At 46.2% G+C, this 16,224-nt stretch carries 8 protein-coding genes, 1 tRNA gene and 4 rRNA genes; 1 reads left to right on the top strand and 12 read right to left on the bottom strand.

Annotation, left to right across the window (positions count from 1 at the left end):
• Positions 1 to 140 precede the first annotated feature (140 nt).
• The 12 genes from RJD38_RS08220 to dusA form a co-directional block, all read right to left on the bottom strand.
• A 16S ribosomal RNA gene (locus RJD38_RS08220) occupies positions 141 to 1,687 on the bottom strand.
• A 376-nt stretch (positions 1,688 to 2,063) separates the two neighbouring features.
• Positions 2,064 to 2,179 (bottom strand): 5S ribosomal RNA (gene rrf, locus RJD38_RS08215).
• A 90-nt stretch (positions 2,180 to 2,269) separates the two neighbouring features.
• A 23S ribosomal RNA gene (locus tag RJD38_RS08210) occupies positions 2,270 to 5,163 on the bottom strand.
• A 291-nt stretch (positions 5,164 to 5,454) separates the two neighbouring features.
• A tRNA-Glu gene (locus RJD38_RS08205) sits at positions 5,455 to 5,530 on the bottom strand.
• A 69-nt stretch (positions 5,531 to 5,599) separates the two neighbouring features.
• Positions 5,600 to 7,146: ribosomal RNA gene (locus RJD38_RS08200) — 16S ribosomal RNA — on the bottom strand.
• The 16S, 23S and 5S rRNA genes sit together here with 1 tRNA gene alongside, the layout of an rRNA operon.
• 642 nt (positions 7,147 to 7,788) lie before the next feature.
• Complete coding sequence (locus RJD38_RS08195) at positions 7,789 to 8,565, bottom strand: phosphoadenylyl-sulfate reductase (protein WP_005597058.1); 777 nt, start codon at positions 8,563 to 8,565, stop codon at positions 7,789 to 7,791.
• Entirely contained in the window at positions 8,558 to 10,282 is a 1,725-nt protein-coding gene (gene cysI / locus RJD38_RS08190; RefSeq protein WP_065545752.1) for an assimilatory sulfite reductase (NADPH) hemoprotein subunit, read from the bottom strand. The genes RJD38_RS08195 and cysI overlap by 8 nt, the downstream gene beginning before the upstream one ends.
• Complete coding sequence (locus RJD38_RS08185; RefSeq protein ID WP_065545753.1) at positions 10,282 to 12,132, bottom strand: assimilatory sulfite reductase (NADPH) flavoprotein subunit; 1,851 nt, start codon at positions 12,130 to 12,132, stop codon at positions 10,282 to 10,284. Before RJD38_RS08185 ends, cysI begins: the two co-directional genes overlap by 1 nt.
• A gap of 120 nt (positions 12,133 to 12,252) precedes the next feature.
• Positions 12,253 to 12,480: a hypothetical protein gene (locus RJD38_RS08180; protein WP_009386358.1), complete on the bottom strand. Its 228-nt coding sequence runs from the start codon at positions 12,478 to 12,480 to the stop codon at positions 12,253 to 12,255.
• A 150-nt stretch (positions 12,481 to 12,630) separates the two neighbouring features.
• On the bottom strand, positions 12,631 to 13,293 hold the full coding sequence (locus RJD38_RS08175) for a TIGR04219 family outer membrane beta-barrel protein (RefSeq protein WP_065429755.1): 663 nt from the start codon (positions 13,291 to 13,293) through the stop codon (positions 12,631 to 12,633).
• Positions 13,294 to 13,365: 72 nt separating this feature from the next.
• The gene (gene pspG, locus RJD38_RS08170; RefSeq protein WP_005597063.1) at positions 13,366 to 13,575 is read right to left on the bottom strand and encodes an envelope stress response protein PspG; all 210 of its coding nucleotides are present in this window, start codon (positions 13,573 to 13,575) and stop codon (positions 13,366 to 13,368) included.
• A gap of 160 nt (positions 13,576 to 13,735) precedes the next feature.
• A complete protein-coding gene (dusA, locus tag RJD38_RS08165; protein ID WP_367971208.1) occupies positions 13,736 to 14,719 on the bottom strand; it encodes a tRNA dihydrouridine(20/20a) synthase DusA in 984 nt (327 codons plus the stop codon).
• A 149-nt stretch (positions 14,720 to 14,868) separates the two neighbouring features.
• On the opposite strand from dusA, the gene RJD38_RS08160 reads away from it, so the two are divergent.
• On the top strand, positions 14,869 to 16,047 hold the full coding sequence (locus RJD38_RS08160) for a tyrosine-type recombinase/integrase (protein ID WP_367971207.1): 1,179 nt from the start codon (positions 14,869 to 14,871) through the stop codon (positions 16,045 to 16,047).
• Positions 16,048 to 16,224: the final 177 nt, after the last annotated feature.

Genomic DNA, 16,224 nt, shown 5'->3' with positions numbered 1-16,224 from the left:
TAAACATTGAGAACTTTTTTTGATAACAACAATGTTGTTATCAGTCAGCTTTCCAAATTGTTAAAGAGCAATAATAGCTCGAGGTTAAAAACCTCAAAACCATCAATCTGTGTGGACACTCATCGTGAGTAATCATCGTATAAGGAGGTGATCCAGCGCCAGGTTCCCCTAGCGCTACCTTGTTACGACTTCACCCCAGTCATGAACCACAAAGTGGTGAGCGTCCTCCCCGAAAGGTTAAACTACCCACTTCTTTTGCAGCCCACTCCCATGGTGTGACGGGCGGTGTGTACAAGGCCCGGGAACGTATTCACCGTGGCATTCTGATCCACGATTACTAGCGATTCCGACTTCATGGAGTCGAGTTGCAGACTCCAATCCGGACTACGACGCACTTTTTGGGATTCGCTCACCATCGCTGGTTGGCAGCCCTCTGTATGCGCCATTGTAGCACGTGTGTAGCCCTACTCGTAAGGGCCATGATGACTTGACGTCGTCCCCACCTTCCTCCGGTTTATCACCGGCAGTCTCCCTGGAGTTCCCGACATTACTCGCTGGCAAACAAGGATAAGGGTTGCGCTCGTTGCGGGACTTAACCCAACATTTCACAACACGAGCTGACGACAGCCATGCAGCACCTGTCTCAGAGTTCCCGAAGGCACACCTGCGTCTCCGCTGGCTTCTCTGGATGTCAAGAGTAGGTAAGGTTCTTCGCGTTGCATCGAATTAAACCACATGCTCCACCGCTTGTGCGGGCCCCCGTCAATTCATTTGAGTTTTAATCTTGCGACCGTACTCCCCAGGCGGTCTACTTAACGCGTTAGCTCCGAAAGCCACGGCTCAAGGCCACAACCTCCAAGTAGACATCGTTTACGGCGTGGACTACCAGGGTATCTAATCCTGTTTGCTCCCCACGCTTTCGCATCTGAGTGTCAGTATCTGTCCAGGGGGCCGCCTTCGCCACCGGTATTCCTTCAGATCTCTACGCATTTCACCGCTACACCTGAAATTCTACCCCCCTCTACAGTACTCTAGTCTGCCAGTTTCAAATGCAATTCCGAGGTTGAGCCCCGGGCTTTCACATCTGACTTAACAAACCACCTGCATGCGCTTTACGCCCAGTAATTCCGATTAACGCTCGCACCCTCCGTATTACCGCGGCTGCTGGCACGGAGTTAGCCGGTGCTTCTTCTGTCGCTAACGTCAAATCCATACGCTATTAACGTATGAACCTTCCTCACGACTGAAAGTGCTTTACAACCCGAAGGCCTTCTTCACACACGCGGCATGGCTGCATCAGGCTTGCGCCCATTGTGCAATATTCCCCACTGCTGCCTCCCGTAGGAGTCTGGACCGTGTCTCAGTTCCAGTGTGGCTGATCATCCTCTCAGACCAGCTAGGGATCGTCGCCTTGGTGAGCCATTACCTCACCAACTAGCTAATCCCACCTGGGCTAATCTTGACGCGAGAGGTCCGAAGATCCCCCTCTTTGGCCCGTAGGCATTATGCGGTATTAGCCATCGTTTCCAATGGTTATCCCCCACATCAAGGCATATTCCCAGGCATTACTCACCCGTCCGCCGCTCGTCAGCAAAGAAAGCAAGCTTTCTCTCTGTTACCGCTCGACTTGCATGTGTTAGGCCTGCCGCCAGCGTTCAATCTGAGCCATGATCAAACTCTTCAATTTAAGATTTTGTCGGCTCAATGAATACTGACTTCAAAACTACTAAAAGTAATTTTAAAGCTATTATCGTTCCAACAGAACGATAATGAATTGACTGTGCCAAATAACCGAAGTTATTTGTATTGGTCACTCAGTTCATTGAACCCAATTTGTTTCCGAAGAAACAGTCGTTACCTAAGTAACAACTTATTGGATTATCATCAACGAGTGCCCACACAGATTGATAGGTTTATATTGTTAAAGAGCTTTGCTTTCAGTGCCTTAGCACGTCAGCGAGGTGCGTATAATACGCTTCCCACTTTGAAAGTCAACATAAAACTCTAAGTTTTCTTAAAATTTTATGGTGACTTGCTTGAAATTCAAGCAAGTGCGAAATAAAGCCTGGCGATGTCCTACTCTCACATGGGGAGACCCCACACTACCATCGGCGCTATTGCGTTTCACTTCTGAGTTCGGCATGGAATCAGGTGGGTCCGCAACGCTATGGTCGCCAAGCAAATTCTTTAATTCGGAAAGCTGTTTGAAGTTCTATTTACACATTCAATCGTTCTTGCATTGAGTCCTACAAAACCCCTTGGGTGTTGTATGGTTAAGCCTCACGGGCAATTAGTACAGGTTAGCTCAACGCCTCACAGCGCTTACACACCCTGCCTATCAACGTTCTAGTCTCGAACAACCCTTTAGGGCACTTAAAGTGCCAGGGAAAACTCATCTCAAGGCTCGCTTCCCGCTTAGATGCTTTCAGCGGTTATCGATTCCGAACTTAGCTACCGGGCAATGCCATTGGCATGACAACCCGAACACCAGAGGTTCGTCCACTCCGGTCCTCTCGTACTAGGAGCAGCCCCTTTCAATTTTCCAACGCCCACGGCAGATAGGGACCGAACTGTCTCACGACGTTCTAAACCCAGCTCGCGTACCACTTTAAATGGCGAACAGCCATACCCTTGGGACCGACTTCAGCCCCAGGATGTGATGAGCCGACATCGAGGTGCCAAACACCGCCGTCGATATGAACTCTTGGGCGGTATCAGCCTGTTATCCCCGGAGTACCTTTTATCCGTTGAGCGATGGCCCTTCCATACAGAACCACCGGATCACTATGACCTACTTTCGTACCTGCTCGAACCGTCATTCTCGCAGTTAAGCGGGCTTATGCCATTGCACTAACCACACGATGTCCAACCGTGTTTAGCCCACCTTCGTGCTCCTCCGTTACTCTTTGGGAGGAGACCGCCCCAGTCAAACTACCCACCAGGCACTGTCCGTAATCCCGATAAGGGACCAACGTTAGAACATCAAGCATACAAGGGTGGTATTTCAAGATTGCCTCCACACATACTGGCGTACGTGCTTCAAAGGCTCCCACCTATCCTACACATGTAGGGTCAATGTTCAGTGCCAAGCTGTAGTAAAGGTTCACGGGGTCTTTCCGTCTAGCCGCGGGTACACTGCATCTTCACAGCGATTTCAATTTCACTGAGTCTCGGGTGGAGACAGCGTGGCCATCATTACGCCATTCGTGCAGGTCGGAACTTACCCGACAAGGAATTTCGCTACCTTAGGACCGTTATAGTTACGGCCGCCGTTTACCGGGGCTTCGATCAAGAGCTTCGACCGAAGTCTAACCCCATCAATTAACCTTCCGGCACCGGGCAGGCGTCACACCGTATACGTCATCTTACGATTTTGCACAGTGCTGTGTTTTTAATAAACAGTTGCAGCCACCTGGTATCTGCGACTCCCAATAGCTCCATCCGCAAGGGACTTCACCGTCGAGAGCGTACCTTCTCCCGAAGTTACGGTACCATTTTGCCTAGTTCCTTCACCCGAGTTCTCTCAAGCGCCTTGGTATTCTCTACCCGACCACCTGTGTCGGTTTGGGGTACGATTTCTTATAATCTGAAGCTTAGAGGCTTTTCCTGGAAGCATGGCATCAATGACTTCACTACCGTAGTAGCTCGACATCGTATCTCAGCGTTAACAAGAGTCCGGATTTACCTAAACTCTCCGCCTACGTACTTGAACCTGGACAACCGTCGCCAGGCCCACCTAGCCTTCTCCGTCCCCCCATCGCAATTATAAGAAGTACGGGAATATTAACCCGTTTCCCATCGACTACGCCTTTCGGCCTCGCCTTAGGGGTCGACTTACCCTGCCCCGATTAACGTTGGACAGGAACCCTTGGTCTTCCGGCGAGGAGGTTTTTCACCCCCTTTATCGTTACTCATGTCAGCATTCGCACTTCTGATACGTCCAGCATGCCTTACAGCACACCTTCAACCGCTTACAGAACGCTCCCCTACCCAATGAAGTAAACTTCATTGCCGCAGCTTCGGTTTATTACTTAGCCCCGTTACATCTTCCGCGCAGGCCGACTCGACTAGTGAGCTATTACGCTTTCTTTAAATGATGGCTGCTTCTAAGCCAACATCCTAGCTGTCTAAGCCTTCCCACATCGTTTCCCACTTAGTAATAATTTGGGACCTTAGCTGGCGGTCTGGGTTGTTTCCCTCTCCACGACGGACGTTAGCACCCGCCGTGTGTCTCCCGGATAGTACTTACTGGTATTCGGAGTTTGCAAAGGGTTGGTAAGTCGGGATGACCCCCTAGCCTTAACAGTGCTCTACCCCCAGTAGTATTCGTCCGAGGCGCTACCTAAATAGCTTTCGGGGAGAACCAGCTATCTCCAGGTTTGATTGGCCTTTCACCCCTAGCCACAAGTCATCCGCTAATTTTTCAACATTAGTCGGTTCGGTCCTCCAATTGATGTTACTCAATCTTCAACCTGCCCATGGCTAGATCACCTGGTTTCGGGTCTAATTCTAGCAACTATACGCCCAGTTAAGACTCGGTTTCCCTACGGCTCCCCTAGATGGTTAACCTTGCTACTAAAATTAAGTCGCTGACCCATTATACAAAAGGTACGCAGTCACGGGACGCAATGCCCGCTCCTACTGCTTGTACGTACACGGTTTCAGGTTCTATTTCACTCCCCTCACAGGGGTTCTTTTCGCCTTTCCCTCACGGTACTGGTTCACTATCGGTCAGTCAGTAGTATTTAGCCTTGGAGGATGGTCCCCCCATATTCAGACAGGATAACACGTGTCCCGCCCTACTCGTTTTCACCTAATATGCGTTGCCGGTTACGGGGCTATCACCCTGTATCGCACAACTTTCCAGAAGTTTCACCTGACGCATAAAACGCTTAAGGGCTAATCCAATTTCGCTCGCCGCTACTTTCGGAATCTCGGTTGATTTCTTTTCCTCGGGGTACTTAGATGTTTCAGTTCCCCCGGTTCGCCTCATTAACCTATGTATTCAGTTAATGATACGTGCTTATGCACGTGGGTTTCCCCATTCAGAAATCCCAGACTCAAATGGTTGTTACTACCTAATCTGGGCTTATCGCAAGTTACTACGTCTTTCATCGCCTCTGACTGCCAAGGCATCCACCGTGTACGCTTAGTCACTTAACCATACAACCCGAAGGAGTTTCGTTAAACAACCAAGTTGTCTCTCTATTTTATGAGTGAGAGACGTTCGATTTTGCCGGACTCAATTTCGAATAATCATCATAAATGATGATATTGCCAAGAACACTTGAATGTGTTTTTTGGTGTTTATCTTAAAGATAAACATTGAGAACTTTTTTTGATAACAACAATGTTGTTATCAGTCAGCTTTCCAAATTGTTAAAGAGCTAGATTCAAACTAATGAACCATTTTTAAAAACTCTCAGTAGGTAGAACCTAAAAAGTGCTTAAAGATGGTATCCCGTAGGGGAGTCGAACCCCTGTTACCGCCGTGAAAGGGCGGTGTCCTAGGCCTCTAGACGAACGGGACACTAGTTTAACTCTTAAACTTTATAAACGTATCAATCTGTGTGGACACTCATCGTGAGTAATCATCGTATAAGGAGGTGATCCAGCGCCAGGTTCCCCTAGCGCTACCTTGTTACGACTTCACCCCAGTCATGAACCACAAAGTGGTGAGCGTCCTCCCCGAAAGGTTAAACTACCCACTTCTTTTGCAGCCCACTCCCATGGTGTGACGGGCGGTGTGTACAAGGCCCGGGAACGTATTCACCGTGGCATTCTGATCCACGATTACTAGCGATTCCGACTTCATGGAGTCGAGTTGCAGACTCCAATCCGGACTACGACGCACTTTTTGGGATTCGCTCACCATCGCTGGTTGGCAGCCCTCTGTATGCGCCATTGTAGCACGTGTGTAGCCCTACTCGTAAGGGCCATGATGACTTGACGTCGTCCCCACCTTCCTCCGGTTTATCACCGGCAGTCTCCCTGGAGTTCCCGACATTACTCGCTGGCAAACAAGGATAAGGGTTGCGCTCGTTGCGGGACTTAACCCAACATTTCACAACACGAGCTGACGACAGCCATGCAGCACCTGTCTCAGAGTTCCCGAAGGCACACCTGCGTCTCCGCTGGCTTCTCTGGATGTCAAGAGTAGGTAAGGTTCTTCGCGTTGCATCGAATTAAACCACATGCTCCACCGCTTGTGCGGGCCCCCGTCAATTCATTTGAGTTTTAATCTTGCGACCGTACTCCCCAGGCGGTCTACTTAACGCGTTAGCTCCGAAAGCCACGGCTCAAGGCCACAACCTCCAAGTAGACATCGTTTACGGCGTGGACTACCAGGGTATCTAATCCTGTTTGCTCCCCACGCTTTCGCATCTGAGTGTCAGTATCTGTCCAGGGGGCCGCCTTCGCCACCGGTATTCCTTCAGATCTCTACGCATTTCACCGCTACACCTGAAATTCTACCCCCCTCTACAGTACTCTAGTCTGCCAGTTTCAAATGCAATTCCGAGGTTGAGCCCCGGGCTTTCACATCTGACTTAACAAACCACCTGCATGCGCTTTACGCCCAGTAATTCCGATTAACGCTCGCACCCTCCGTATTACCGCGGCTGCTGGCACGGAGTTAGCCGGTGCTTCTTCTGTCGCTAACGTCAAATCCATACGCTATTAACGTATGAACCTTCCTCACGACTGAAAGTGCTTTACAACCCGAAGGCCTTCTTCACACACGCGGCATGGCTGCATCAGGCTTGCGCCCATTGTGCAATATTCCCCACTGCTGCCTCCCGTAGGAGTCTGGACCGTGTCTCAGTTCCAGTGTGGCTGATCATCCTCTCAGACCAGCTAGGGATCGTCGCCTTGGTGAGCCATTACCTCACCAACTAGCTAATCCCACCTGGGCTAATCTTGACGCGAGAGGTCCGAAGATCCCCCTCTTTGGCCCGTAGGCATTATGCGGTATTAGCCATCGTTTCCAATGGTTATCCCCCACATCAAGGCATATTCCCAGGCATTACTCACCCGTCCGCCGCTCGTCAGCAAAGAAAGCAAGCTTTCTTTCTGTTACCGCTCGACTTGCATGTGTTAGGCCTGCCGCCAGCGTTCAATCTGAGCCATGATCAAACTCTTCAATTTAAGATTTTGTCGGCTCAATGAATACTGACTTCAAAACTACTAAAAGTAATTTTAAAGCTATTATCGTTCCAACAGAACGATAATGAATTGACTGTGCCAAGACTAAGTAAAACTTAATCTCGATTGGTCACTCAGTTCATTGAACCCAATTTGTTTCCGAAGAAACAGTCATTGCCTAAGCAATAACTTATTGGATTATCATCAACGAGTGCCCACACAGATTGATAGGTTTATATTTTTAAAGAGCGTTCTTCTTTGTGACTTACATCACTCTGGAAGAGGCGGCCATTCTAGCGAGATAATTCTCAGTGTCAAACACTTTTGTGTTTTATTTTACTTTTAAAAAGTAAACCACTCTAACTACTTCGCCTTTCTTTCTGACCTTGTCGTTTTGGCCTTAAACCCTTATAGAGCCTTGCCTCGTCGACAGGTGGGCATTATAGAGATCATCGTCACATTGGCAAGCGTTAATTTGCAAAAGTTGCAAAAATAACGACTAGACGCAGATTTTATCGGCAACGGCTTATTTATTCAACTTTACCCATAAGACACCAACAAATTACTCACAGAGTTATCCACATTTGGTATTTTCCGTGTTCAAAAAAGGCTGCACAATGCAGCCTTTTTTACTTCTATATAGAGCTAAATACCGGATCCGTACTGCTCTCCATCATCTTCATGTAGCCCACACTCACGTTTTAGGCCAAAGAACCGTGTTTCTTCTTCTTTCATTCCAGGTTCCCACTTCTTTGTGGTATGAGTATCCCCTACCGAGAGATAACCTTCTTCTCTCAGCGGGTGGTAAGCCAAACCATGCTCTTCTAAATAGTAATGCACATCTTTATTACTCCAGTCGATCACCGGTAGGAATTTAAACACACCATTTTGGATTGAGAGTATTGGCAAATTTGCTCTGGATTGGGATTGCTCTCTACGCAACCCCGAAAACCAAGTACCAACTTGCAGTTCATCCAACGCTCGGCGCATCGGTTCAACCTTATTTAGCTTGTTATACTTCTCTATACCTTCAATCCCCTGCTCCCACAACTTACCGTACACAGCTTCTTGCCACACTGGACTTTGCTTTGCGCGGTACACTTTGAGGTTTAGAGTCAACTGCTTGGTTAATTGCTCTATAAATTGGTAGGTCTCTCCAAAGAGATAACCGGTATCAGTCAGAATAACTGGGATATCTGGTTTTGCTTGCGTCACAAGATGAAGCATGAGTGCCGCTTGAATACCAAAGCTCGACGAAACCACATGCTCTCCGCCCAAGTTTTCGATTGCCCAAGCAACACGCTGCTGCGCTGTCATTTGCTCTAGTTGGTGGTTAATAGAAGAGAGTTGCAATATTTGCTCTGTTTTTGTCAGTGCCAGTAATTGCTGAAGCTCTACCTTTTGTGTTGTCGACTCAAGCATGCAAATCCCTCTTAGATACGAAGACTTCTTCTATAATGCCAGCGCGAATGGTGAAATCACCGAAACCCTCACCGTCATTACGCTCTTTAGCCCAACGCTCCACCAGCTGATCAATCTCTTCTAAGATCTGTTTATCAGTAATGTTCTCTTTGTACATTTTCGGTATACGGGTACCGCCACGGTTACCACCTAAATGTAAGTTGTAACGTCCTGGGGCTTTTCCGACCAATCCAATCTCCGCCAACATCGCGCGACCACAGCCATTAGGACAACCAGTTACACGTAAAATGATGTTGTCTTCTTTGGGTAGGCCATGCTTCACCAAGATATCTTCTACATCCGTTACAAATTGCGGTAGAAAACGTTCTGCTTCTGCCATCGCCAAAGGACAGGTAGGGAATGCGACACACGCCATTGAGTTTTTACGCTGCTCACTCACGGTGTCATCCATCAAACCATGTGCAATCGCTATCTTCTCAATCTTGGCTTTATTTGCTTTAGATACCCCAGCCACAATTAAGTTTTGATTGGCGGTCATACGGAAATCACCTTTGTGAATCTTGGCTATCTCAGCCATTCCCGTTTTGAGTGGTTTGCCTGGAAAATCGAGCAAACGACCGTTCTCTATAAAGAGAGCAAGATGATGCTTGCCATCAATACCTTCTACCCAGCCGATTCGGTCACCACGTTCAGTGAACTCGTAAGGACGACTATCGGAGAACTTAACTTCTGCACGCTTTTCGACTTCCGCTTTAAACACATCAATCCCAACACGGTCTAAGGTGTATTTGGTTTTTGCATTTTTACGGTTAGAACGGTTACCCCAATCACGTTGAGTCGTCACGACTGCCGCGGCAACATCCAATGTTTTATCTAAAGGAACGAAACCAAAATCATCCGCTCGACGAGCATAAGTTGAAGTATCACCATGAGTCATAGCAAGACCACCGCCCACCAGCACGTTGAAACCGATCAGTTTGCCGTTTTCCGCAATCGCCACAAAGTTCAAATCGTTAGCATGCACATCAACATCATTTTGCGGAGGGATCACAACCGTCGTTTTGAATTTACGTGGTAGGTAATGTTTTCCGAGAATCGGTTCATCATTCTCAGTGGTTTCTACTTTTTCACCATCAAGCCAAATTTCGGCATAGGCTTGGGTTTTCGGCAATAAGTGCTCACTGATTTTTTTCGCCCACTCATAAGCTTCTTGATGAAGCTCTGATTCAACTGGGTTAGTGGTACATAGAACATTACGGTTTACATCACCCGCTGTCGCAATTGAATCAATACCAATACTGTTGAGCGTTTGGTGCATCAGTTTCACGTTTGGCTTTAATACCCCATGAAACTGAAACGTTTGACGCGTAGTCAGACGGATGCTGCCATAAAGTGAATGGTCAGTGGCAAACTTATCAATCGCTAGCCATTGAGTTGGCGTAATAATGCCACCTGGCATACGTGCACGCAGCATGACATTGTGTAACGGCTCAAGTTTTTGTTTTGCACGCTCATTACGAATATCACGGTCATCTTGTTGATACATGCCATGAAAGCGAATCAACTGGAAATTGTCTGCCGTAAAACCACCCGTGATTTTATCTTGTAAATCTTGCTCAATCGTTCCACGTAGATAGTTACTTTCACGCTTTAATCGTTCGTTGTCAGCCAAAGGGCCCAATACTTCACCGAGTACTTCTTGTTGTTCTTTGCTCATTAGTACACATCCCTTTGGTAACGTTTTTCCTTACGCAGAGTGGTAATAAATTCCTCTGCTTTTTCTTTGCTTAACTTGCCATGTTCTTGCACTACTTCAATCAATGCTTCATGAACATCTTTCGCCATGCGAGTCGCATCACCACACACGTAGAGATAAGCACCCTCTTCTATCCATTGCCATAACTGCTGACCATTCTCTAAAAGACGATGTTGTACATAAACTTTGTCTTGCTGATCACGGCTAAAGGCCACATCAAGCTGGGATAAAACACCTGATTTTAAATACTTTTGCCATTCAACTTGGTACAGGAAATCTTGAGTAAAGGTGCGATCGCCAAAGAACAACCAGTTTTTTCCTTCCGCATCACGATTATCACGCTCTTGAATAAAGCTGCGGAATGGCGCAATACCCGTTCCAGGACCAATCATGATCACTGGTGTATTGTCATCTTGAGGTAACTTGAAGTTATTGTTGTTCTCGATGAAGACTTTCACTTCACCACCTTCTTCAAGGCGATGAGAAAGATAACTGGATGCGCCACCAAAGCGAGTTTCTTCACCTTGCTGATACTCGACCACGCCGACTGTTAAATGCACTTCTTCATCAACTTCCGATTGAGCCGAAGCAATTGAATAAAGACGTGGCGTTAAGCGACGCAGTAAACCAACCAATTGTTCTGCGTTAAGTTTGGTTTTCTTCTCTGCTAATACATCAACAATCTGAGTATTACCCGCGTATTCACGCAGCTTATCTTTATCTTCCACCAGCTTTTGCAATTTTTTGCTCGCTGATAGCTCAGCAAAGTTAGTCACAAATTGCGGATTAGCAGTCGTGATTTCATATTTGGCGACCAGTGCACTGTGGATAGATAGGCTTTCACCATCGACATCGATACTCTCCACGCCTGACAATCCAACTTTAGCCAAAATAGCATTGGCAAGTTCTGCACTGTTTTCATACCAAACACCTAATGCATCGCCTGGCTGGTAAGTAATACCTGAGCCATCGAGATCAATCGCAATATGACGAACATCTTTACCTGAATCACGGCCTGTGATTTTTTGGCTGGTTAACAGCGTTGCGGTGTAAGGATTTTGTTTGGTGTATTGAGAATGCCCTGCCGCTTGGCCGACAGGTAGCTGTACAACTTCCGCTTCTGCGCCAGAAGAAAGCGCTTCTTTAACCACTTCCAGTGCTTTAGCTCGCCATTCTCCAGCTGGTGCTTCGTAATCAACATCACAGTCAATACGATCGATGAAAGCTGTCGCTCCCTGTTTTGCTAGATACTGATCAAAATCTTTACCGGTTTGACAGAAAAATTCGTAGCTAGAGTCACCTAGGCCAATGACACCATATTGTAGGTTAGGTAATTTAGGCGCCTTCTTTGATTGCAGAAACTCGTGCAATTCAATGGCATTATCTGGCGCCTCGCCTTCGCCGTTAGTTGAGGCCACGATGATAACGTGCGTCTCTTTAGCTAAGTTCTTACCTTTATAATCACTAGCATCAAAAAGTTGCACAGCAATACCTTGTGCCTTGGCTTCTTGTTCCAGAGCTTCTGCAACCCCCTTTGCATTACCAGTTTGCGACGCATAGATAATCGCTAACTTGCCCGCAGGTTTGGCAGCAACGGCGGCAGCGGCTTGATTAATCGGCGCAGCAGCGGCAGCAGGTTGTTGGTGCTGGGCTAAACCCCAAAAATACCCGCTCACCCAAGCTAATTGCTGTGACGATAAATCGGTCACTGTTTGTTGTAGTTGATTTAATTGTTGATCATTCAGTGGGCTAGCGACTGATGGTAATTCTTGTGTGTTTCCTTGAGAGGACACATTCTTGTTTAAAGACATGGTCTCGACATCCCTGTTCATTGCGTGATTATAGATTAACCACTCTTTTTAATAACAAGAAAGAATAGAAGTGAATGTTTTATAACTTTTGGAATTAAAGCATTGGGAAAGAGGGCTAAATCAGTTCTCAACACGTACCTGATTGAAACCCACCGCCATGGCCGATTTCGAGGCTAAGTTTAAATCACCGTAATGACACTCTTCACCATGAACATCGGTTAAAAGTAAGAATTCACCATGCGCATGGCGAAACTCCACCACCCAAAAGCCCTCTTCCGCGGAAGGTTCAATGATGGCCTCAACCAACTTGTTCTCACGATAAAGATTTCTAAGCTCATTAATTGTCATGTTCACTAGCCCTAGTTAAAACTCCCTTTCATCGTATAAGCATGGCGCATAGCGCTAGAACTGCTAACAAATCCCCCTTTATTATAAAAAAAAGATATAAAAAAACGCCGCGTTAAAAAGCGACGTTTTAAAAAAATCTTCTCAGAAAGGCTAGAAATTGTATTCCGCTCCAAGGAAGAAACCATTTACAAAAACATAAGACTCCGCTGTCGCCGGAGATTGCTTGGCAAGATCTTCAAACTCCAAGTCGATAACGCGATAACCACCGCGTAAAACAACATTGCCTGAATTGGTTTTGATTTTATATTGTAGCCCAGCTAATACATCAGCACTCTTAATGCCTTTACTGTTACCAAAATCAAACTGACCGATGATGTCAAAATTGGTATTAGGAATATAAAGCTCCGCATAGGCATACCAATTAAAAGTTAACTCATCAAAGTCATACTTAGGTGTTGCAGACTCTTTGGTTCGGTAATGACTATTGCTGTACTGCGTTAATGTTGCACCCGCATCGAACGTCATCAACTCACGTTCAAGAATTTTGTAGTAAAACGTAAAGTCGTATTTATCAAACCCTGCGTAGTCCGTATCAACACTCGTGTAGCGAAAACCAACGTTCGGCACGTAGGCCATATCATGCTCTAGCGAAAAATAAAGGGTTGGCACAGAAGCATCATCTCGACGAGTCTCATCGATTTTACTATCACCAAACCACACATCAGCGCCAATATCACCAGTGAAAGATTGGGCCATTACCGATGTTGAGGCCATCGATAGTGTTGCTATAAGTGTGAATGCGGATCTGTTCATCGAATATTTGCTCCTAAGCAAGACAACGCTGTAAGTTCTTACCCAGAATATTATCACATCCTCTGTACTTCGCTATCTTGAGCAATAAACGTAATGCTTAAAGAACCAAAAGCCTAGCGCGATCACAATCAACCACGGCAAGATTTTAAACACGGCGCCAAGCATACCAAGCAACACCATCACCAATAGAGCAAAACCCGCGGCGGCAAAAACCGTCACCATGGTTAACCCCGTGACCAATAAAGTTGCGATAAACACTAATATAAAGATTAATTCAAACATACCGTTTCCCCTCTTCTTTACACAACCTATCGCAGGAAGCATGCCAATTTCAGAAAAACTCTAACCATCTAATATATATAAACAAATAAAAAAGCGCTCTATTATTCAGAGCGCTTTCATTAAGAGTGAGGTATTTTTCGCCACTCAATTGTGGCAATTTTTACACATTCAATTCTTTGGGAATTTTAGCCAGTGCCGCTTCAACCACTTCAATACCTGAACCCGGTTTATGCGCATTTTCACTAATGTGACGACGCCATTGACGCGCACCAGGCATGTTTTGGAACAAACCCAACATATGACGAGTCATATGACCAAGATAAGCACCATTAGATAGCTGTTGCTCAATGTACGGGTACATTTCTTCAACCACTTGGGTACGCTTCTTCACCGGCTTATCAAGGCCAAAGATAAGTTGGTCAACTTCCGCCAAGATATATGGGTTTTGATACGCTTCGCGACCCACCATGACACCGTCTAAATGCTTAAGATGCTCTTGTGCCTCTTGCAGAGTTTTGACACCACCGTTCACCGCAATCACCAAATGAGCGAAATCTTTTTTCAGTTGGTAAGCTCGTGGATAATCCAATGGTGGAATTTCACGGTTTTCTTTCGGGCTTAAACCTGATAACCATGCTTTACGTGCATGGATAGTAAATTGCTCACAACCACCTTTTTCCGATACGATTGATACAAAATCCGTTAGGAACTCATACGAATCGTGATCATCAATACCAATGCGGGTTTTGACTGTTACTGGAATATCGACAACATCTTTCATTGCTGCCACGCAATCTGCCACCAATTGAGGCTCAGCCATTAAGCAAGCACCAAAACGACCGTTCTGTACACGATCTGATGGGCAACCGACGTTGAGATTGATCTCATCGTAACCACGCTCAGCGGCAAGTTTTGCACACGTAGCAAGGTCGGCGGTATTTGAACCACCTAATTGCAGTACAAGTGGATGCTCTTGCTCATTGTATGCGAGGAAGTCTCCCTTGCCGTGGATGATGGCACCCGTTGTCACCATTTCTGTGTACAGTTGCGTCTCGCTAGACAACAAGCGATGAAAGTAACGACAGTGGCGATCGGTCCAATCAAGCATAGGGGCAACGCTGAAACGAGAAGAGGGGAAAATCATAATTAAAACCTTAAAAATCAACAATATAGAAATATGTCATACGAATTTTGCAATGACCTATTTCTGCATATTTTGTCCGGTTTTAACTTAAAAAGTCCCTTAAGGGATCAATTTAGGGACTTTTAGGGACACGAAAAGCAGAAATCTTCATGCGAATTTGGGTCGTGGATTATACAGCCAAGATCACATTTCGCAAAATCTGCACCGCCACCATTGCAAGCGTCTTTGCCACAACCCAATCAGAGGAAATTATTGTGGCAACGATTAGTATTGAAAAAGTAGCGAGTAAGCAAGGGACTCGATACAAGGCACGAGTGAGAGAAGCTAGAAACGGCAAACGTTTGTTCGAAAAGTCTAAGACGTTTGGCAAAAAGAGCGATGCGAATAAGTGGGCAAAACAGTTAGCTAAAGAACTGCTAGAAGATGGCATCCCCTCACTTGAATCTGGTTCGAAAGAAATTTTGATTGGTGACTTAATCACGCTCTACCTTGAAGATCCCATCACATCTCGCGATCTGGGACGCTCTAAATCCGCGGTGTTAAGGCGGTTACGCTCGTATGATATTGCGCTTGTTCCTGCACATCTATTGACGGCAACACATTTAGTACAGCATTGCCGCGTAAGGCTTGCCGAGCCAACCGCTCCAACACCACAAACGGTCTATCAGGACATAACCTACTTGCGTAGCGTGATCAACGTTGCAGGGCCAATGTTTGGCTACAACGCCAACGTACATGCACACAATGAAGCGATACCGACGTTGATTAAATATCGTCTTATTGGGCGCAGTGAGAAACGAGATCGACGTCCAACTGAGGTTGAATTGAATCTAGCAGAGCAAGGGTTAAGAAAACGTGAGAGCCACCGAGCCTCATCCATTCCTCTCGTAGATATTTTCCACATGTCACTTTCTACTTGTATGCGACTTGGCGAAATAACACGGATCAGATGGGAAGACTTTGATGAAAACGCAGGTACAGTGGTCATTCGAGATCGCAAAGACCCACGGCAGAAAAAGGGTAATCACTGCACTATTCCGTTATTTAGTGATGCCATTGAGATCATCAAGCGTCAGCCAAAAATTGATCCGTGCATTTTTCCTTATAAATCAACATCAATTGGTGCTGCATGGCAGAGAATGTGCCATGAACAGGGGATTCATGACCTGCACTACCATGACCTACGAGCTGAAGGGGCATGCAGGCTGTTTGAACGAGGACTCAACATCGTTGAAATATCACGTATTACAGGGCACCGTGACATCAACGTACTTAACAATATTTATCTTCGCTTGAGTGTTGAAGACATTCACAAACGCATCAACTGATAAACTCGTGGCTCCTCATTCATCACTGGTTGAGTGAGAGAGCCATCTAAATCTCTTGGTTATATTTTGTTACAAATATGGGGTAATGATCAGTTTTTGATGAAAACAAACGCTACCAAAAACTCAAAAACACCTTAAGTCACTGATACGTATACCACTCTAAAAAACCAATAATCA

Source organism: Vibrio scophthalmi (assembly GCF_040869025.1).
In the GTDB taxonomy this organism is placed as follows: Bacteria; Pseudomonadota; Gammaproteobacteria; order Enterobacterales; family Vibrionaceae; genus Vibrio; species Vibrio scophthalmi.
The sequence above is the reverse complement of the archived record's forward strand: the minus strand, read 5'-3'. Positions and strand labels throughout refer to the sequence as shown.